This window comes from Tunicatimonas sp. (genome assembly GCF_049647865.1).
GTDB lineage: Bacteria > Bacteroidota > Bacteroidia > Cytophagales > Cyclobacteriaceae > Tunicatimonas.
Genome location: NZ_JBARYM010000209.1, coordinates 1 through 20,098 on the forward strand (window position 1 = coordinate 1; position 20,098 = coordinate 20,098).

At 44.6% G+C, this 20,098-nt stretch carries 20 protein-coding genes; 11 read left to right on the forward strand and 9 right to left on the reverse strand.

Features of this window, described 5'->3' with window-relative positions:
* Positions 1 to 47 precede the first annotated feature (47 nt).
* From WBA23_RS06425 to WBA23_RS06455, 7 genes are all read left to right on the forward strand, one after another.
* Positions 48 to 833, forward strand: coding sequence for a hypothetical protein (locus WBA23_RS06425; RefSeq protein WP_424581425.1), 786 nt, complete (start codon positions 48 to 50; stop codon positions 831 to 833).
* A gap of 12 nt (positions 834 to 845) precedes the next feature.
* Entirely contained in the window at positions 846 to 1,247 is a 402-nt protein-coding gene (locus WBA23_RS06430; RefSeq protein ID WP_424581426.1) for a PH domain-containing protein, read from the forward strand.
* A 43-nt stretch (positions 1,248 to 1,290) separates the two neighbouring features.
* Positions 1,291 to 2,265 (forward strand): hypothetical protein, encoded by a 975-nt coding sequence (locus WBA23_RS06435; RefSeq protein ID WP_424581427.1) that lies wholly within the window; start codon positions 1,291 to 1,293, stop codon positions 2,263 to 2,265.
* A gap of 67 nt (positions 2,266 to 2,332) precedes the next feature.
* Positions 2,333 to 3,058: a hypothetical protein gene (locus WBA23_RS06440; protein WP_424581428.1), complete on the forward strand. Its 726-nt coding sequence runs from the start codon at positions 2,333 to 2,335 to the stop codon at positions 3,056 to 3,058.
* Positions 3,059 to 3,748: 690 nt separating this feature from the next.
* On the forward strand, positions 3,749 to 3,970 hold the full coding sequence (locus tag WBA23_RS06445; RefSeq protein WP_424581429.1) for a hypothetical protein: 222 nt from the start codon (positions 3,749 to 3,751) through the stop codon (positions 3,968 to 3,970).
* Positions 3,971 to 4,148: 178 nt separating this feature from the next.
* The gene (locus tag WBA23_RS06450) at positions 4,149 to 4,328 is read left to right on the forward strand and encodes a hypothetical protein (protein ID WP_424581430.1); all 180 of its coding nucleotides are present in this window, start codon (positions 4,149 to 4,151) and stop codon (positions 4,326 to 4,328) included.
* A 49-nt stretch (positions 4,329 to 4,377) separates the two neighbouring features.
* Positions 4,378 to 4,500 carry a hypothetical protein gene (locus WBA23_RS06455; protein ID WP_424581431.1) on the forward strand — a complete coding sequence of 41 codons (123 nt, stop codon included), beginning with the start codon at positions 4,378 to 4,380 and terminating at the stop codon, positions 4,498 to 4,500.
* A gap of 111 nt (positions 4,501 to 4,611) precedes the next feature.
* Here WBA23_RS06455 and WBA23_RS06460 read toward each other — a convergent pair whose 3' ends face one another.
* Positions 4,612 to 5,478, reverse strand: coding sequence for a sigma-70 family RNA polymerase sigma factor (locus WBA23_RS06460; RefSeq protein WP_424581432.1), 867 nt, complete (start codon positions 5,476 to 5,478; stop codon positions 4,612 to 4,614).
* A 386-nt stretch (positions 5,479 to 5,864) separates the two neighbouring features.
* Here WBA23_RS06460 and WBA23_RS06465 point away from each other — a divergent pair, with 386 nt between their 5' ends.
* Positions 5,865 to 7,337 carry a glycoside hydrolase family 130 protein gene (locus WBA23_RS06465; RefSeq protein WP_424581433.1) on the forward strand — a complete coding sequence of 491 codons (1,473 nt, stop codon included), beginning with the start codon at positions 5,865 to 5,867 and terminating at the stop codon, positions 7,335 to 7,337.
* On the opposite strand, the gene WBA23_RS06470 is transcribed toward WBA23_RS06465, so the two are convergent.
* From WBA23_RS06470 to WBA23_RS06495, 6 genes are all read right to left on the reverse strand, one after another.
* Entirely contained in the window at positions 7,326 to 8,333 is a 1,008-nt protein-coding gene (locus WBA23_RS06470) for a glycosyltransferase family 4 protein (RefSeq protein WP_424581434.1), read from the reverse strand. The genes WBA23_RS06465 and WBA23_RS06470 overlap by 12 nt on opposite strands.
* A 1-nt stretch (position 8,334) precedes the next feature.
* Positions 8,335 to 10,608 (reverse strand): glycosyltransferase, encoded by a 2,274-nt coding sequence (locus WBA23_RS06475; RefSeq protein WP_424581435.1) that lies wholly within the window; start codon positions 10,606 to 10,608, stop codon positions 8,335 to 8,337.
* 89 nt (positions 10,609 to 10,697) lie between these two features.
* On the reverse strand, positions 10,698 to 11,765 hold the full coding sequence (locus WBA23_RS06480) for an ATP-binding protein (RefSeq protein ID WP_424581436.1): 1,068 nt from the start codon (positions 11,763 to 11,765) through the stop codon (positions 10,698 to 10,700).
* Positions 11,766 to 12,686: 921 nt separating this feature from the next.
* A complete protein-coding gene (locus WBA23_RS06485; protein WP_424581437.1) occupies positions 12,687 to 13,178 on the reverse strand; it encodes a hypothetical protein in 492 nt (163 codons plus the stop codon).
* Between the two features lie 119 nt (positions 13,179 to 13,297).
* The gene (locus WBA23_RS06490; RefSeq protein WP_424581439.1) at positions 13,298 to 13,792 is read right to left on the reverse strand and encodes a hypothetical protein; all 495 of its coding nucleotides are present in this window, start codon (positions 13,790 to 13,792) and stop codon (positions 13,298 to 13,300) included.
* 168 nt (positions 13,793 to 13,960) lie between these two features.
* Positions 13,961 to 15,076, reverse strand: a complete 1,116-nt coding sequence (locus tag WBA23_RS06495; protein WP_424581440.1) for a fatty acid desaturase family protein — start codon at positions 15,074 to 15,076, stop codon at positions 13,961 to 13,963.
* A 438-nt stretch (positions 15,077 to 15,514) separates the two neighbouring features.
* Here WBA23_RS06495 and WBA23_RS06500 point away from each other — a divergent pair, with 438 nt between their 5' ends.
* The 3 genes from WBA23_RS06500 (at position 15,515) to WBA23_RS06510 (ending at position 18,353) form a co-directional block, all read left to right on the forward strand.
* Positions 15,515 to 16,537, forward strand: coding sequence for a helix-turn-helix transcriptional regulator (locus tag WBA23_RS06500; RefSeq protein WP_424581441.1), 1,023 nt, complete (start codon positions 15,515 to 15,517; stop codon positions 16,535 to 16,537).
* A gap of 205 nt (positions 16,538 to 16,742) precedes the next feature.
* Entirely contained in the window at positions 16,743 to 17,381 is a 639-nt protein-coding gene (locus WBA23_RS06505; protein ID WP_424581442.1) for a hypothetical protein, read from the forward strand.
* A gap of 123 nt (positions 17,382 to 17,504) precedes the next feature.
* The gene (locus WBA23_RS06510) at positions 17,505 to 18,353 is read left to right on the forward strand and encodes a transglutaminase family protein (RefSeq protein WP_424581444.1); all 849 of its coding nucleotides are present in this window, start codon (positions 17,505 to 17,507) and stop codon (positions 18,351 to 18,353) included.
* Positions 18,354 to 18,364: 11 nt separating this feature from the next.
* Here WBA23_RS06510 and WBA23_RS06515 read toward each other — a convergent pair whose 3' ends face one another.
* Together WBA23_RS06515 and WBA23_RS06520 are read right to left on the reverse strand one after the other, a co-directional pair.
* Entirely contained in the window at positions 18,365 to 19,174 is an 810-nt protein-coding gene (locus WBA23_RS06515; protein ID WP_424581445.1) for a serine hydrolase domain-containing protein, read from the reverse strand.
* A gap of 87 nt (positions 19,175 to 19,261) precedes the next feature.
* A complete protein-coding gene (locus WBA23_RS06520; RefSeq protein WP_424581446.1) occupies positions 19,262 to 20,023 on the reverse strand; it encodes a hypothetical protein in 762 nt (253 codons plus the stop codon).
* Positions 20,024 to 20,098 lie beyond the last annotated feature (75 nt).

The window sequence follows — 20,098 nt, forward strand, 5'->3', positions numbered from 1 at the left end:
CTACAACTCCTCTCTTCTAAACGCCCATGAACTTGATAACGAATCTTATGAAAATACTCGCTGCCGGAATGCTCACCTTGCTTTCGTACGCTGCTTCCGCTCAACTCATCATTGACAAAAAAGCTACGGCTAAAAGCGGGGAGAACCTAGCAGTCAACCTGCTGAAAGGTCAGCAGTACAGAAAGATTCGTGATTTTACTCAAGATGTAGATAATAGCTACCAGGGTATGAAGACCTCACAGCAACAAGTACTAGATGATCTAAAGCAAGCCGGAAGCGTTCGCGACCTGCACTGGGCTGACTTGTCTAAATCAATCTATCTAGCTACAGAACTGGTAAAAGGTCCGATACAGCCGGGACTAGAGATAGATTTTGTAATAGACCATCCGATTTTCAATCGATACCCTGATGATACCTACCGCGATCTGTTTATTGCCGGAAGGGCGGATGCCCTGCCAAAAGACGTTTCCTCGCTACAACGAGCTCAGCAAGCCAGTCAGGTGTTATCCGAGAGCGTTCACCAGATCGTAGCCGAACGCAAAGCCTACGCCGCAGTGGCCTTTCAGTACGTGTCGGAAGATTTGCTGCTCAAAGCCACCGAAATGAACGAGGTACTCAAGCAGTCTCACCGGTTCTCTATGACTGAAGCCGAGCGTATCCGGCTGCAAACTTTTGCGGAAAACTATCTGCTGCTGGTAGGGCAACTACTAGAACGCTCGGACGCGCTATTGCTGGATGTCGCTACGGTGAAGCCCTTGCAACGACAGGCCGATCAAGAGCAGAAACGCCTAGAGCGAACAACAATCGCTCGCACGCTAGTACTCAATTACTAAACAAAGAATATCATGCGCCCTACTATTCTCTGGCAAGGCCGCCCTTCACCCTTAATGCACCTGGGACTCTACCTCTCTTGTGTATTTTTGCTTCCCTTTCCTCTCGCCCTATGGCGATACCTTCAAGTGCGTACCACGCGCTATACGCTCACCACTGAGCGCCTGGTCTGTGAGCAAGGGATACTGCACCGCACCTCGGATGAAGTAGAACTTTACCGCATCAAGGACTACACAATTACGGCTTCCCTGCTCAACCGATGGCTAGGACTATCCGATTTGATACTAGTAACATCTGATCAGACGCATCCCACCCTCGTGCTGCGAGGCATTATAGATGCACATGCAGTCAAGGAGCTCATCCGAAACCAAGTAGAAGCACTGCGGACACAGAAGGGTGTACGCGAAATTGATTAACCCGCTCATTTTACTAAACGAATCAAACCAAACCTACTAACTTATGGATCAAGAGAAAACAACGCAGTACGAAGACATCCAACAAGCTGGCCGAACCGCGGCTGATGCGCTGCGGGGCTACGGTTACGAAGGCTTTGCCCAGGAATACGAGCGGATACTACACCGCTTTTCCCCCGATAGCAAAGAGGTGCTGGCGCATAGCCGAATCGCCAGTACCACACTAAAAGAACTCAATCAATTGACCGAAGAGCGGCTGACAGGTAATCTGAAAGGAAAGCACCCTGCCTTGGAACGCAATGTGGAAGTACAACAACGGTTGGAACAAGCCTTACAGCCTGAATCCAAATCTAAAGCTTTGGAGGAGCTGTCGTTTCCCGCCCGGCAGTACCTGGAAACCCATAGCAAACCCTTGGAACAGGCAGCGGGGGAAGTGTCGCGTTACCTGGAAGAAAAGAATAAGTATCTCAACGGGCAAGAAGCTGACACTAAACTACAGACAAACCTTAACCAACAACTAGCTTCCTACCACGCCTTGCCCACCGCTTACAATATGGAACGGTTGGAAGAACACACCCGGCAGGGCATCGGGGTGATGCGATCCGACTACGAGCAAGCCAAAACCACGGTACAGCGAGAAAACGAAGCGTATGTTGCGGGGGCCAACTCCCTTTCGGCCCACGGCCGGGTAGTAATCCTTTCGGAAGCCGACAAGGGGGAGTTCCGGATGCCTAACCAGCAGCCGGGGCAGTTGGTCGCCCTGCGCACTGAACGGGCTGAAGCTCAGTTGCAGCAGTATTCGGAAGTGCGGGCTAAAATTACGAGCATGGATCAGCAGCAACATCAGGAAGTAGTCCCGCCCGATCGGCAGAACATGGGACAAGTGGTAGGTGAGGAAAAATCCGAACAACCAGTCCCTTCCTTCCCCCATCTTTCGGTTGAGCAGCAAGAACGCTACGCCGGGCTAGTGGCGCAGCCTACAGTACCGGCCTCTTCCAAGCAGCCGGAAGTGGAACTTTAATCGTCCTTAACTGCCACAACCTCTCTGTATCAATACAATTTATTCTCACCCTAATTTTATCTCTACTATGAAAGCATATACGTTTTTTATCATAATGCTAATCATTTCCTGGTCACTAACCGCTTGCCAAACGGACGATATACCTCCGGCTATTCCTCACACGATGGGTGAGGCTATATGGCAGGAGGGAACGGTCGTTAAGGATCTTGAACAGCAACTCACTTTTGATCTTTCACCGCATAGGTTACCTCCAGCATTGGATACGCTACTTCCAATCAACGCAAGAACTCTTCCGAAGATGCATGGTAAGGTGATCCTGGACTATCAGTTCGAGGCTTCCTTGCCTTCCGTAAGTCGGGCGAGTAGTCTGCAAAGGATCAGTGGAATGGCCTACTACAGCCGTTTTTTGAATTATACCCTACAGTACGGTATCTTTGATACGGGCTGGCAAACCGATCGGGCGGGCTTTCAGGTACGCACCATTGTCCGCGGTAGTTATTGGCAATCGGGTAAAGTACGCAAGCTGCCAGTAGAATGTACCGTGCACGGAAAGAAGTATACCGCTCATGTGCCCCACAATAGTCGGATGGTCATTACCGAGTACGCTCGTAAAGGAGAACTTAGTAAACGTTCCCAGTTTGTTTTTGATCAACTACCCACGGAACCATTATCGTTCTGGCGCAGCTACCATAACCAGGATGAGCGTCTGGTTTTTTGTCTGACTAATCGCAATACCTACTACCAAAAATACCCCCGTGCTGGAAAGGATAAGTTAATTGCGCAATGGCAGTGAAAAACTCCTTGATATATTCCCTACTCATTATTATATAGGGTAGTGTGCTTTAATTGAGAGTAGAAAACTTAAGAATTTGACGATGAGTTAATAAATTGTATTATTCGGTTCACCGCGATTTCTACGGTTTATGTAAGCGTCGGTACGGCCACCGCGTGGTATAGATTTTTTCGTATCACTAGGAGAAACAGTTCCGATTATCTCAGACACACGCAAAAATTCGGTGAATGATTTTGTTACACACGGGATTGTAAGACCAGCATTTTGTTCTTCACTTGCGCTTAGTCGCTCGTCCTCATTGCCAGATCGGACTGCCGAAACAGCAGCAAGGTCGTAAAGGTGCGATTGACATTCCATCAGAAATAGAACTATAGCGTGGCGGGGTCGCCCCGGTCACCGTCGTTGTCATCCTTGCCACAGTGCCATTCTTGTATTGAATACACTACCTAATGGCAAAACTACCAAATCATTGTAAATCAAGTACTACCGGAGTCGTACAATAGGTATGAAAGGAATGTTAAAAAAGAATTAACCTACCTGGACTTGATTTGACCAGTAGTTACCAACAAAGATGGAACATACTATGAGGTTAGTGAACATGGAGAACAAATGCATTAAAACTTCCACAGCGCGTAAGTTGATAGGTTTTTCAGTCACTGGTTCCTACATTACAGAACAAACTGGTATCTGATGAAACGATTAAGTAAAAATGCAACTATCGTATTTAAATATTTATACAAAAACGCTGACGATTATTTCACTATATCTGATACTTATGACAAGCTAGGACTATTAAAAGGAGACGAAGAAGAAGTGGAGAAGGAGTTAGGTTCGCTAGGTTTGATACAAGTTGAAAATAAATCAAAGAATTGGCGGATAAGTGAGTATGGTAAACGGGTGTATGAATCCTGATAGATAACCTCTTAAATGCTAGCAGGTGTGCTGAACCATTAGCATACTGCCACCACCACTTCAGAAAAATAGTAATCAGAATAGATATCAAGGAGATAAAACGGCTGATTTTCAAAACTTTATATAAAATAATTCTTCATTTTAGGTTGTACCAGTTTTATTATGCTTACCTTCTAAGATGGAAAATATTTTCCCCGAAGGATCGGTGGTATATCCTAAAGTGAATCCTACACTTAAACTAGTAGTAAGGCGCTTTGTAAAGCGGGTTTACTACTGCACCATTCAAGCGACCCCCTCCCAAAAAGAGCTGGTTTTTTTTGAACGAGAGCTAATGAGTGAGCCGGCTACTCTTCTCTAGTAGCAAGGGCAAGGTATTTATCAATTGTTTACCCTAAACCTAAATGAAGATGTCTAAAGAAAAAGAAGGCCGACCTAAAAGTGGTAAAAAAGCACCAGCGAAAAACCTGAAGGAAAAAAGGGCCTCTAAAGCCGCCAAACGACAAGAAAAAAGAAGAAACGACCAATTATAGGCCAGGTTTACCCTACTATCTACTAGCTGGACACTCCATAATAAGATAGTTTATCGGTATGCATACTTTTCTTGTAGAGGATTAGACTAGTCCTTTGTGTCTGGAATACGATTACCCTAAATACGACTTCAATAGATTACTGGGGGAATTATGTCGGAGTCTGCGGGTGGCCCTCTCTTTGATCTGGCGAACCCGTTCCCGGGTTAAGTTGTATTTTTTTCCAATCTCCTCTAGCGTCATTGCTTTTTCTCCGTTAAGTCCGAAATAGTGGGCCAGCACATCAGCCTCCCTTTCGTTTAAGGTAGCAAGCGCTCGTTCCAATTCTTTTCGTAAGGAAGTCGTCATCATATCCGCATCGGCTTCCTCATGCTCATTCTCCAACACATCCAGCAATCTATTCTCATTCTCTTCTCCGTTGGCAAAAGGAGCGTCAAGGGAAAGGTGGTGACCTGATAGGGTCAACGTAAACCCTACCTCTTCTTCGGTCATGTCCATTAGCTTGGCTAGCTCTTCGGTCGTGGGATCTCGATGGAATTGTTGCTCCAGTTGCGAGAAACTCTTAGCGATCTTGTTCAGTGAACCTACCCGGTTTAAAGGAAGCCGAACAATACGCGACTGCTCAGCGATAGCTTGCATGATGGACTGGCGAATCCACCATACGGCATACGAAATAAATTTAAACCCCCGGGTCTCATCAAAGCGCTGAGCCGCCTTGACCAAGCCCAGGTTACCTTCGTTGATTAGATCATTCAGGGTCAGCCCGTGGCTTTGGTATTGCTTGGCTACCGAAACAACAAACCGTAGATTGGCTTTAGTCAGCTTTTCCAGAGCGATTTGATCTCCCTCTTTTATCTTTTTGGCTAAAGCTACTTCCTCTTCTGAAGTAATTAAGCCCAGTTTTCCGATCTCTATTAAATACCTATCCAGGGACTGGCTCTCCCGATTGGTTATTTTCTTGCTTATTTTCAGCTGCTTCATTGGATAATCACCTTCTAGATAAAAGGATTTTGGATGATTAATGCATCACAAATCGCTGCAAGCAAGGACTAGGTGATAGAAAGCAAAACCTCTAGGTCAACTCATTTCCGCAAACTTTAGCAAAAAAGGAAGGATCAAAAATAGAGGCAAACTATAGTGTGTTGAAGGTACACTAATTTTTAAGACTTTTTGTAATTCTTTTCCGGTAAGGCACATATCACCGTTTTCATGATTTATTCAATCAAGGGGGCATAGCAAAACTAAAGAATCAAGCTTGAGTCTAAGGAGCCTTTAAAGTTAGCTACATAATAAATTTAGCTTTTCATAGATATATCTTGTACATACCATACCTTGCCTGAACTTCAGTAGCCCATTAATCCACCGCCATGAGACTTACAATAGAAAGAAAAGATGAAAAAGTGTATCCTGATGCTAAGCGGGTAATTGCTCGCTACTTTTTTAATGGTGATGAACGGGCTAAACAGTTGATTCAACAGGTCATAGAAATAAGTGATCCTAAAGTCTTTAGCATCATCTCACCAATTCTTCAGGAGTATTCTAAAAGACACCGCAATATCACCAAAGTGCTGTACCGGCATTGTGACCGTTTGAAGTCGATTTTTGCCGATATGGATATCAACTATGAGCGATTAAGTGCTTACCGGAAACTACTGATTGGTTCTTTTTTCACCCACGAATATTCGATCGAATCAGCCGCTTTTTTTAATCCTTCTATGGTAGAAGACCCCGATCAGAGCGAACTTGAAGAAGGGCAAAAACGAGTAATAATGAGCTTTAGAGCGGTTGGGGAGGGCCACATCTCTTCCATTGCCTTTCGCAAAGCTTTACTGGATAAAGATCACAATATCAGTGTGTTGCCGGTAGGTAACTATGTAGGTGAAGCTGAAATTATTCATAGTACTCCCTACGAAAAAAGAATATTTTTTGATAACGCATTCAGCGGTCAGATCGAAGCCCAAGTATTAAAGGAAGTAGAAGAGCAACTAGATGATTATTTTGATTATAATATCCTGAAAAAACTCATCCTTGATAAGAAAAAAGCCTACGTTGATGAATCTATGCATTTGGAATACGAAAAAGTGCTATGGCTGGCGGATTCCTATTATGAGATTGCCTTTTCGCTGGATACCGATATTTCTGATCGGGTTATCTTTCCTATCTCTGAATTTGAACGTAAAGGGATAGAAGATGCCCGCTTTGTCCGCTTTACGGAAGACGATGGCAGTCTGGTGTACTTTGCTACCTACACCGCCTACGATGGGGAGATCATTGTGCCTAAACTGCTAAAGACCCACGACTTTTACAATTTCAATATTATGCCATTGTATGGTACCGGGGCACAGAACAAAAATTTAGCGCTCTTTCCTCGAAAGATCAATGGGAAGTTCGTCATGGCCTCCCGTAATGATGGTCGGAACAATTACATTATGTACTCGGATAATATCAACCTGTGGGAAAACCCAGTTATGATACAGCAACCTAAATACCCCTGGGAGTTGGTACAAGTGGGCAATTGTGGTTCTCCCATTGAAACCGAATACGGCTGGTTACTACTTACCCACGGGGTGGGTCCCATGCGACGGTACTGTATCGGTGTGAGTTTACTGAAGCTGGATGACCCTACCGTAGAAATAGGGCATCTGGAGGAACCCTTGCTCATTCCCAACAAAGAGGAACGAGAAGGTTATGTTCCCAATGTGCTGTACTCCTGTGGTTCCATAATCCATAACGGAGAATTGATTATCCCTTACGGACTGTCCGACTACTGCTCCTCGTTCGCTTCGGTGAATCTCAATGCATTGCTGGATAAGCTATACAACAAATCATCAGAAAGATAGAATACGCTGATAGAGCTCCAGATAATCGGAAACCATTTTTTCCTGGGTGAAATGCGTTAGTGCCCACACCCGGCAACGGGAGCGGCTGATCCGGTCAATTTGATGTACTGCCCTGACCGCTCCGCTGATCGTACTTACCAGAAAGCCGGTCTGTTCATGTCGGATTAGCTCCGGCATCGATCCCCGGTTAAAGGCGATAACGGGCGTGCCGCATAGTTGGGCTTCGGCCACACTCAAACCAAACGGCTCCTCAAAGCTGATCGGATGCAGCAGGGCCTGGGCTTTTCCCAGCAATTCACTCCGTTTTTCCGGTCCGGCCGACCCCAGAAATACGATCTGTTCGTCTAAAAAAGGTTTTACCTTTCCATCAAAATAAGCTTGATCCTGGATGATACCGGCGATGAGTAACTTCCGGTTACTCTGGCTGGCAATCTGAATGGCCTCCGCTGTACCTTTATCCGGATGGATACGCCCAAAAAATAACAGGTATTCTTCTGGACGTTCGGTGAACGTAAAATCATCAGCCCGAATCCCATTGTATACTGTGGCCAGATAATTCAGTTCCGGGCTGCGGTTACTGCTGCTGATGGAAACGTAATGCGAGGTGGCATTGTATTTTTGGTAAACCGGGATGATGCTCGGAGAGGAGAATCCATGAATCGTCGTGAGCATGGGCGTAGGGATCAGCCTCGAGTAGGTAAGCGGTAAAAAGTCGAAATGATTGTGTATTACATCAAACTGATGGGCTTTTTCCATGAGATGACTGATGTGCAGACATTCTACTACTTTGGCATCCTGGGAACGGTCTTCTTCGTAACCCGTAGGAACCACCGCTTCCAATTTGGCTGAAGTAAGCGAATCGGCCGTGGCAAAGAGGGTCACCTCCATTCCTGCTGTTACTAGCCCTTCCGTAACATTTGAGGCCATTTGTTCCCAGGGGCCATAATGCCGGGGTGGAGTACGCCACGCTACTGGGGATAATACCGCGATTTTCATTTTAGAGAACAGGTTCTACTTTCTGATCAACCGGGCTGTATTCGTACTCTAACTCCAAGCCTTTTAGCACGGTAAGATGAGAGATCAGGTAGGCCAGCGTGCTTTCCGCCCCCTGATTGCGATTAAGCGCCGTCTCTTGCAAACCATCACAACAGCCTTTCGTTTCGTGGTCATACAACGGAACTCGGAGAATATTTTCGCCCAGAAACCACTGAAAGCTGACGAACATTTTTTCGATAAACTCCGGACGATTGGTACTTTGATACGCCTGGAAATACATCAGCACCATAGCCATCGTTTCTATGGCCTGCTGATCGAAAACGGGCATATCCTGACCCCGGTGATACCAACCGTAGCTGCCTACCGGACTTAAAAACCCATGTTGCAGGGTTAGGTTATCCAGAAACTCCAGGGACCCCATGGCTACCTGCTTCACCTTTTCATCGCCAGTAACTTCACTGGAGTGCAGCAACGCTAACGGTAAAATAGCATTGTCGTAGGTGAGCTTATCTTCAAACCAGTGCCAATCACTACTACGATGTTGCTTATAAGCTTTCAATAAAGGAGTCGTTAGATCAGTCAGTTCACGCAGGAGCAGATCATCATCAGGGTGCACTTTTAAATAGTAGCTAATACCGATGATGGTATTGGCGATACCCCGCAAATGGTGCAGTGCTTTGAAGTGCGGCACTGAGCGGAAGAACAGTTCGACGGCAAATTCCCGATAGGAGCTATTGGGGGCACAGTTAACGAGATAACCCAACGACCATACCGTACGGCCAAACGAATCCTCGGACCCCACTTCATCCAGATACTCCCTTCGGAAGCTTAAAAAGTTGCGAAAGTTTCCATCATCCCGTTGCATATAATGAATAAAGCTGAGGTAGATGGGCAACAAATCCAGCGCCTCCTTGCTTTTGTTCCTTTGGTAGGTCATCAGGATCATGATTAGCGCCCGGGCATTGTCGTCCATGCAGTACCCTTCTTTCAGGTTAGGAATACCGTATTTAGCGTGCTGCACAATGCCGGTATCGTCTGTCAGACGACTTGCATGGGTTAGGCTGAATTCCGGAATTCTATCCGTATCTACTATCGGTCGAATCGCCTTTTTAACAATGGTCTTTTTCTCAAGAAACTCATGAATGGTTTGGATATAGTCTGCCCCTATCCGGGGCCAGCGCAAGTGTAATCCATACTGATAAGCCCGCTGCTTCAGTGCATCCAGCGCCTCAGGTTGATCCAGAAGTTCATTCACTGTTTCAGCCAGCGCTTCTTCGTCCTTAAAGTTAAATAAGCGTCCTCGCTCATGATCCAGCAGTTCCATGGCATGCCAGTAGGGGGTAGATACCACGGCGGCGCCGGCCCCTACCGCGTAGGATAAGGCTCCACTTGTGATTTGAGCTTCATTGAGATAAGGCGTGATATAAACATGCGCGGCGGACAGATAATCCATGAGTTCAGCTTCAGAAACAAATTTGTTAATGAAGGTCAGGTGCTGGTCAATCTGTAAACGGACGGCCAAACGCTTCAGATGATCCCGGTACTCTTCGCCCGAGGTGCGGACAATGCCGGGGTGGGTTTTGCCCAGAATTACGTATATCACATCGGGATGCTGCTCCACAATGCGGGGCAACGCCCGGATCACGGTTTCTAAGCCTTTATTCCGGCTGAGCAGACCGAACGTGAGCAGCACGCGGTGATTTCGGAAAGATGACACCTTTTTCAGCGGATTCACCACCGGAGCTTCCAGATCAGGGACGCCATGTTCAATGTATTGGATCTTCTCCGAGGCGATGCCGTAGATCGTAGTAAGAAACTCGATCCCCCGACGGCTCATCACAATTAGCCGGGCGGAGCGTTCGGCGATTTCCTGAATGATGAGTTTCTGGGTGTAGGATGGTTCTCTCAGTACGGTATGCAGTACCGAAAACAACGGTTTTTCCAGACGGTGGATCAGGGGCAAAATATAGATCCCGCTCTCTCCTCCGTATATGCCGAATTCGTGTTCCAGGATCACTGCCCTAGTATCACTGGTATTAATGAGGGTAGCCGCCTGGATATAATCTTTCTGTTGGTTTTGCCGGATGACAAATTTTACATGATCCGGATAGTCATAAGCCAACTGCTCTTCCGAATCATTCATCGCAATACCAAAGCTATGTTCTCTAAACGAGTGATCAGAATAGTTGGTATTCACTGCCTTTTCCAAATTATCGTTGAAGGTGGCAATACCGCACTCTCGGGGTAAATAAGTAGAAATGTAGGCGATTTTCATGGTGCAGCGTAGTATAGGCATAAAACTAAATAATTAATCTTTCAAGCGTAACCTCGCAAAAATAAGCTACCTCCGATACTTTAGGGACGTTAGTTGACAGGTAACTCTACCGTAAATGTACTACCTAGATGCTCCTGGCTGGTCACCGATATTTTGCCCTTAAGCATATCGGTAATTTTCTTGACGATGGAAAGGCCTAGGCCCGATGTTTTTTCGCCTCTGATTCCTAACCGACGAGCATTCGTAAACTTCTCGAATAGCTCGGGCAGCTTATCTCTAGGAATGCCTATGCCGCTGTCTTGCACCGAGAGAGTAAAGTAACCTGTCTGATATGAGAGGCGAACGGTAACACTCCCTTGAGCCGGGGTGAATTTGAGAGCATTCATTATCAGGTTATCAATCACCTGTTTTAATAGCCTGCTATCGGTGGAGATTGGTATGGCTTCATTGAGTAGCTCGGTCGTTAGTGAGATAGCATACAGGTTGGCTATAACAGCAAAATGCTCTACTCTGCTTTGAATCAATTCACTAACATTGGTTGGTTTACGCTCAAGTGTAAACTTGGTATCGTTCAGTTCGAGCAGGCTTAGTAGCGCATCGATCAGTTGGGTAGCGTCTTCCTCCACATCGTCTATCAGGGTCAGAAAGTATAATCCCTCCGAAGTATCATCTTCTTGAATATTACTTTGGGCAAGATTTGAGAGAACTTGAATGCTAGACAGTGGATTTCTCAAATCATGCACTAGCATATGAATGATTTCCGAATTCCACTCACTAGATTTTTGCAAAGCCTCCAGTTGCTCGTAGCATTTCGTTACATTGGAAATATGAGCCGCAACTTGTCTGCCATTTTCTTCCATCAGAAAAGAGCGCAGGTTCAACCATTTGGCCTCATATTTTTTATGATTAGCTCGTAAATCATGATCCTGTAGGGCATTCTCGGTAGAGAAACTCCTGAGTATGGCCTTAAACTTATTTCGGTCCTGAGGATGGAAAAAATTCGCCAGCCGGTTATGATCAGTAAGTTCTCTCAACTTAAAAGCGCCATTCTCGCAGTAGATATCAGCTAGGTGTATAATCTTCTGAGTGCCTATGTCCCAAATAAAAAAAAACTCGGGTTCATTATCGACAATTTGCTTATTCAGATTAGTAATCATAGAAGTAAGTGGCTTATTGGCGAATAAGAGTTTCTGACATCTCAAGTTTTACATTTTTGTATTACATCTAATCATGGTATCCATCAGCATCGAGCCGAACTTGTTCTGCATTAAACGTTCCGGGATACCTAATCGGTACTCAAGCGTATGATCTTTTGGAATATGCTACTACAGCAGTATTTTAAAGTCTCTTCACCTAACAGGTATAAAAAAGTCCCAGAATATTTCTCCAACGGTGCCCGAAAATTTCCAAGGCTTAGTTTCAAACTATATATTTACGGCATATCCGTTTTCTTTGTTTATAATCATATTACTGCTATTTTCTGAGTAAATAGACTGTTTGGATTTCTTATTCTACTATGCACTGGGTGCCAAAGCGACTTATTGAAGGGCTATATAAAAAATTCCTAATCAGTGAATACAGCTCTCTTTTTGAAAGAGGCCAAAGAAAGGCGGTTTCACCTGCGCGAAATCGCCTTGTCAACAAATATTACATTCAGATCAGAGAAGGGAACGATAACGGTGGGTATAAAACCCGTCACGCATTGAACTACTTCGTTCTTCTCCATGAGAAAAATTAGTTAGCTCCGTAACACTCAACTGCTTAACATTTTCTCTTTGATACTGTATGTTTTTTCTCTCCTCAATCATTCTCAAATTTTTCATCAACTATCTCTTTTTGTGGTTATTAAATTTTACTTACTCTTTAGTGCACGGTATCTAGCGTTCTTGGTTGCGCTATTGGTAGATAGTTAGCGATATTATACATCAAGAGTTGTTTTTAAGCATTTTACTACCGCTATAGGTAATTTTATCACTTCTGTGTCGTGCCTGATTGGCATCTGCCATTAGCAGTCAACAGAGTCTCAACCTTATTATTACCAGTCTCCTTTGGGTGAAGGCCATATGTCAATACACAGTCTAATTATTGGTTTCCAAACTCTGAGATAATTTATCGATTTCTCCTTCAATTTTGCCAATAGCAGCACTAATCTCTTCGTAGGATCTGCTCCAATCGTCCTCTTTGATTGATTTTACTTCCACGATTCTCTCGTTTATCGTTTCTTTTTCGTCCTGTAGCTCCGCAATGGCCGAAGAAATATCTCTCTGAGCAGCTTGGTTTGATGATTTCTTAGAAACCTTCTTAAGCTCGCTTATCCGGTCATCAATCTTGCTACTGCGATCTTCCAGCTCCTTTACCTTGGTTTCGCGGAAATCAGTGTAAAACTGTTTTCTTGAACCATAGGCCTCCTCGGTTTTTTCTTCGGCTTCCTGGGTAGCTTCCCGGGCATCCTCCAAATCATCTTGTACATCAGATTTAGTCAGGGGGTGGCTACAACCTCCCAGAATCGTTATACCTAGGATGATAATAAATGCTATGAATAATTGATGTGAATAGATAAACGTTTTCATTTTTATAACTTTAAAAGTATATAATCATTTTTCATTAAACATTGAGAATAGTAGGCTATACTGAACGAGAGTAGCTGTCGTAGAGCAGCCTTTGGCCTGCTCGTAATTGATAGGGTCTCCTATTGATTGCTGGTCTCCAGACCTTCAGAGAGTTTGTCAATTTCACGCTCAATTTTGCCGATAGCCACATTGATCTCATCGTAGGAAGTGCTCCAGTCTTCTTCTTTGATTGATTTTACTTTCACGATTTTCTCATTAAGTCCGGCTTTTTCGTCCTGTAGATCCTGCACTGCCGAAGCAATGTCTGCCTGGGCGGCTTGATTAGAGGCTTTCTCAGAAACGCTTCTGAGCTCGGCTATCCGCTCATCAATCTTACTACTGCGATCTTCTAATTCTTTGACTTTCACCTCAGCAGAATCCACGTAGAATTGCTTTCGGGCATCATAGGCTTCCTGGGTTTCTTCCTGAGCTTCCTGGGTAGCTTCCCGAGCGTCCTCCAGATCGTCCTGTACCTCTGCCTTGGTTACCGGACCATTACATCCTTCTAAAGCGGTTATCCCCAGAATCAGCACCAAAGCGAAGGGTAGTTGATAGAAAAAAATAGATTTTGTCATTTTCATTATAGTAAAAAAGTAAATAAAAGTATTCACGGTTAAAAACGAAGGGTTGGTAGACCTGAGGCTACGCGCACTCCTCTTGCCGAATGGCTTTATGAAGTCTCTTTAAGGATCATTTAGCTCACTCATAGATAAAAAATTTAGTTAATGGTTGATACAAAACATCTACCATAGGGTAAATGGTTGAGCATTTACGGGGTGATGCGGATGCCCCAGTGATTTCAGCATCTGAATGTGAGAATGAATCCCTTGGGTAAACGTAGGCATGACCTGATAACGCAGATGAAATTCTTGAGCCGTTTGCTCTACAATAGGAGCAATACGACGATAGTGCACATGGCAAATAGTAGGGAATAAATGATGCTCAATTTGATAGTTCAATCCGCCAATGTACCAATTTAAGAAGCGGTTGTCTCGGGCAAAGTTGGCCGTAGTAAGTAACTGATGAACCGCCCAAGCGTTTTCAATATCCCCTTCCGCATTGAGAATTGGCTGATCTACCCCTTCTACCACGTGCGCCATTTGGAAAACCAGCGTGACAATATAGCCAGCAACCAGATGCATGGCTAGGATCCCAATCAGCACCTGCCACCAAAGAAGTGGCGAAATCAATATGGGGAGGGCGACGATAAAAAACAGGTAAGACAGCTTGGTAAACAGCAGCTTAATCAATTCAGCCCGAAGTGTTGATTTTTGGTGCAATATCATCCCGGTGCGGTGATAATTGAGGAGCTTGATTAGATCGCTTAGGATAAAAAATAGGGTATTGAGACCGTAAAGGAAAAAAGCGTATACGTGCTGATAACGATGAATCCACTTTAGGGAAGCATGATGCGACAGGCGAATCACAATTTTCGTTTTAATATCTTCGTCCAAGCCGTAGATGTTAGTATAGGTATGATGAAAGATGTTGTGTTGGATTTTCCAGACGAATGGGCTGGCCCCAATGAAGTAGGTGATATAACCCACCCAGCGATTGACCTTTGAACTTGAGGAGTAAGAACCGTGTAGGGCATCGTGCATAACCGACATTCCAATGCCGGCCATTGCTACGCCCATTAGGATCGCCAGAGGTAATAAGAACCAGGGGTTTACCGAGAGTAACAAAACCGCCAGATAAGCACCCAGGTACGCCCCGACCAGCACCACTGATTTAATAATCATTTCCCGGTTGCCGTAATGGGTAATTTGGTTGTCTTTAAAGTAGTGGTTGACTTTTTTTCTGAGCACCGGAAAAAACTCAGATTGACCCTGATCGATAAATTTGGCGGAAGCTTTCATAAAAAAGATGAAAAAATAACTTTTTATTAGTTAAAACTATTACATAGGAAGAATGTAAAAGAGTCCAGGTTTTACCTTAGCGGTTATTTTAACTTATTTTACTACCTCTAGTGGTAATTTTGTCATTTTCAAATTGGGCTATGCCCGTTTTAATAAGAATTCTACGCTCGATTTAGTAATAAGGTAATATGGAAGCGTTATTACCGCGGGAGGCCTTATTATTACCTCTACTAGTAATTTTATTAATTATAAAGATGCAAAAGCAGTTGTCTACCGTGGTATCGGAGTATTTGATCAGGTAAGTGTTTTTATTTATCCGGCATCATTATGATGTTTTTCTTGTTGATAGAAGAGCTTGAAATCTAACAGCAATTAGATTGGCAGGTAATAAAAAAGAATATGCTGGGATTTTAAAAAAAAATTCGTTGTTACATATGTATGGAAATAACTGTCACTAATAAAGACCGATTCGGAGTAATGCAGACTATTGCTTCCGCACTCAAAGTACCATTGGTGACTAATAATTTTGTACAGAGCTTCCAACTACCCAAGCAGCTAGGTTTTGGCACCATGAAGACCTATCAGTTGCACGATGGACTTAGCTTAGTAGCTATTCACGGCACGCTTAAAGAAGACCTACTGATTAACTTAGAACAACTTAAGTACCACCCGCTTCGCCTGATCTTTTGCCGAAAGGGTAAGTTGGTTCACTCGGTCAAAGCCCGTCTCATTCAGTACCAACTTAACGCTTCAGAAAATTCTCTGTCGGCTTGTTCCGGTAGTGTAGATCAGTTTTTTCGCTTTCACTCTCATCTGGAGCAAACGATTTATATTATTGAAATCAATCGGTCATTTTATCTGAGCCGCATTGATGCTGGGTTGGAAACCATCCACCCCCATTTGGAAAAAACATTTCGGGATGTAACCGCTCACTACCCTTTCCTCTACCATGGTTACTACAGTATCGGTGCCTCTGAGTGTCTGAACCAAATTCATCAGACCACCTATCGGGGGCTTATCTTGCGCACGTTTCTGGAATCTAAAGTACTAGAGCTACTCTCGTTGGTACTCAGCCAATATAGTGATGATCAAAAGCCCAGTTCCCAGCAGTTGATGCTTCGGGAGCGCGACGAAGAGGCACTATTGAACGCCAAGAAAATTGTTATGGATCGCTTAGCGGACCCTCCTTCTATTAAGGAACTGGCTCATATGATCGGTATCAACGAATTGAAATTGAAACAGGGATACAAACAACTGTTTCATACTACGATCTATCATCACATTCGAGAGGAGCGACTTCGGTTGGCCAAAGTACTGTTAGCCGAAGACAAGTGGAACGTGGGAGAGGTAGCCCAGCGGGTTGGCTATACCAACAAAAGTCACTTTTCCAGCAAGTTCAAAGAAAAGTTTGGCATGTTCCCAAAGCAGTTTCAGCAAACTCTGTTAACCAGAGAAAAATAAGTTTCCTGTAAGGGCAATTTAGTTACCGGGATGAACCCTTTATATGAAACTGTTTGTCTATCTTAAAATTGGCAGGAAGCACGGCATTCGTTTCTATCGGTTTGCCGATAAGTCAATTCACCTAAAGCGAAACCCTTCTACCGCTTGAAAGAATCATTTCCTAGGGAATGTATCCTTTAGGAGTTTTTACATGATAGCTTTTCTCATGAAAATACATTTAGAGTCGTATTTCCTGTATGATCTTATAGTCCTCCTAGAAAAACAGTTGGGCCAGGATTATCTGGTTCATCAGCAAGATATACTTAAGATCAGTACTCCCGACTATTCCAGCCGTTTCCGGGCACTGGACTTTTCCCACGGGCTGGGCTGCTTTTATCTAGATATGCGGCTGGAAGAAGATCTGGAAGTTTTCTTTGATATTGAACAGTATCATCCTTTACGCTTTTTATACTGTCTGGAAGGCGGGTTTTCTCATTCCGGGGTGTCTAATCGGCTCCAGCACCAGATCCGTGCCGGTCAGTTTATCGCCTATGCCTGTATTCAGGAGCAGGAGCAAAAGATCCGGTTTCCAGGGCGACAAGCGGTAAAGTGCCTAGGAATTCAACTTATCCGGCACGACTTTACGCAACACCGGGATATATCCCACTTACCCGCCATGATCAGAAATATTATTGAGGATACCCAAGCAAAACGACCCTATTTGCTGCATCAGACGTACGCACCGGTGATTGCCTCCTACTTGGTAAACACCATTCAAAATAAAAAAACCGGATTCTCAGGTAACCTTCTATTTGAAGCTCATGCGTTGGAGATATTGGCCCATCAGTTAGCGGAATATCAGTAGGGGGCGTTTAATTCCACCAAGCAAGAAGTTCTTAGGTGAGATTTCATGTATTTTTCACGTGGATGTAGTAGGGTATAATAAACCGTTTAATATGTTACCTTTAAGCGTTCACTAGTGAAATTAATGGGCACGAGATTAAAGATTAAGCACGAAACTGCGTATACGTTTAGTAAAGAAGTGTTTGTTGAACCGCACTACTTTAGGTTCAAACCCAGGGTTACACCGCACAATAAGCTAGAAAGTTTTGATCTCACTATCGTCTCGGCGCCAACCGGTTTATCGGAACATAATGATGCGGAAAACAATCTGATACACTTCGGCTGGTTTAGCGGGATGCACGAAAAACTAAGCATTTGTGCGGAATCGGTAGTGGTATTGAAAGACAATAATCCTTTTGACTTTATCATGTTTCCCGAGCACTATTTTGATCTGCCTTTTAATTATTCGTCGCAACTGAAAGACATTTTACATTCGGCACTACACACTATAAAAATTGATGATTCCCTCGTGGAATATGCTAACCGTATTCTGGTAGACACCGCTTACAAAACCCTTAACTTCATTACCGCCTTGACCCGCCAAATTCATCATGATTTCACGTTGGAAACGCGGATTGAAGGCGAGTCTTTCGCACCCGATACTACTTTTAATTTAAAACAAGGGGCTTGTCGGGATCTTTCATGGATGCAGATCCAGTTGCTCCGACACCTAGGCATTGCCTCCAGATTCGTGAGCGGTTATTTTTTTATTGAATCAGAACATCCAGAACCTGAGTTGCATGCCTGGGTGGATGTTTATCTGCCCGGAGCAGGGTGGGTTGGATTTGACCCAAGCAATGGGATGATTGCCGGTAGCTCCCATATTCCTATCTGCTCCAGCTCACAATACGAAAATACCATGCCGGTGACCGGCTCATTTAGAGGGAATGCTACTAGTGTTCTGGCTACATCACTATCCATGGTGCGCGTTTAAGTTTATTCACCCTAAACAGAACTCTTCAAAACCTTCTTCCAGGGATTAGGGATTTCGTACCAGATTAAGAACAGTTCGGCCATCGGATAATCAGGGGTAGCTATTGGTTCAGACCGCAGGTGCATGCTGCTAAGGGTCATGTCTAGCGGTTGGAAGATTCGTTTGGTAAATACCTTATGGAGGGACTTACCTTCCAGTTGCTCAATAATCAATCCCAGTAGAATGTATTCGGTATCGGTATAGTGGTAGCCAGTGCCGGGTACAAATCTGGCTGGGAAGTGCTGTTTAGTGAACTGAATTAATTCTTCCGGTTCCCAGTAGCGTTCCGGCTCAGAGAATAAGAGGCTCATCATATTTTCACCCGACGTAGGTTCATCTTCGAAGTAATCGGGTAGACCCGAGCGGTGCTGTAGCAAATGACGGATGGTAATCTGATCGCCGTAATCCACTCCGTCAATTACGTGCAAGCCTCGTATAATTTCGGTAGGCAAATAGTTAGCCGCCGGATCATCAAAGCTTAACTTTCCTTCGTCGGTGAGCATCGCAATAGTGGTCGCCGTAAAGGTTTTGCCTAGACTAGCCGTATGGAAGGGCGTTCGGTCGGTTACCATATCTTCATTAGCGAATTGCCCACCCACCCACTGCTCATGAATACCCAGTCGGTCGGAATGTAGTAGGAAGAATCCGTTGTAGATATTTTCTTTTTGCAGCACTTCATTAAACTGCTCTCTTATTCTAGATATTGACTGAGCGTGGCTTTCCTGAGAAAGAACAGTATTCAGAACAAATGAGAGGACGAGAATAGTAAGTAGCGTTTTCATATTCATGGGGTTTGGTACCTGAAGTTAATCAACTATTTGCGTTACATCCGGAAAAAAGAGGCCGCAGTACGGCCCCTCGTTGTACATTCAGAATTTGAAGTTTACCCCAACCTGCACATGGTGGGTAGAAGAAGACACGGGTTGATTAGTCTCTAAATCCTGATAAGCAAAGTGGTACTGCGCAGCTAAGCCTACCCACCGGCGCAGTTCGTACTCAGCTTTTACCCGCACTTCGGGGGCTAGGTAGCGGCTCGGGTTTTGCCAGTCGCCGTTCTCCATGCGAAATAACAAATCGCTGACTTCCATTCCCTCGGTATAATCTGCGTAGGGTGGGCGAGCGGTATACATAAACAGCGGTAAGCTCAGTTGCCCGGTAAAATTCCAGCGATCCAGTCGGTAGTTGGCCCGGCCAGTAGCCGATAGACCGTGGGTGCTTACGTAACTGTAAGAAGAACCGTCATCGTTCTGAGTAGTAACCTGCGAACCGATACTGTATTCCGGTCCGAGGTGAAATTGCCAGCGGTTGGTTTCTTTGAGTTTCCACAACCAGGCCGCTTGTAGTTCAAAACCGATCATCTCGCTTTCAAATTGCTCTCCCGCATCGGGGGTAAGCTTAGCAGCCATGCTCTGAGTTTCAAATACAAAAATATGACCTTGCCGGGTGGATCGCTCCCAGCCAAACTGCCACAGTGCGCTGTTTACATCGTAACTCAACGGCGAATAGAATTGATCTTTCCACTGTCCGCCGCCAAAACCAGCCATCAGGGTGATCCGGTTGCGGGGTGGGTCAGTTTGCGCTTGAACATTTAGGGTAAAGAATACGAGGATCGTTAATAATAGAGCTTTCATCTTTTAATTGGTTAAATATGAATATTTGGTTTAAAATTTCTCATCGGGCTTCGGTCGACTAATCCGGATTAGCCG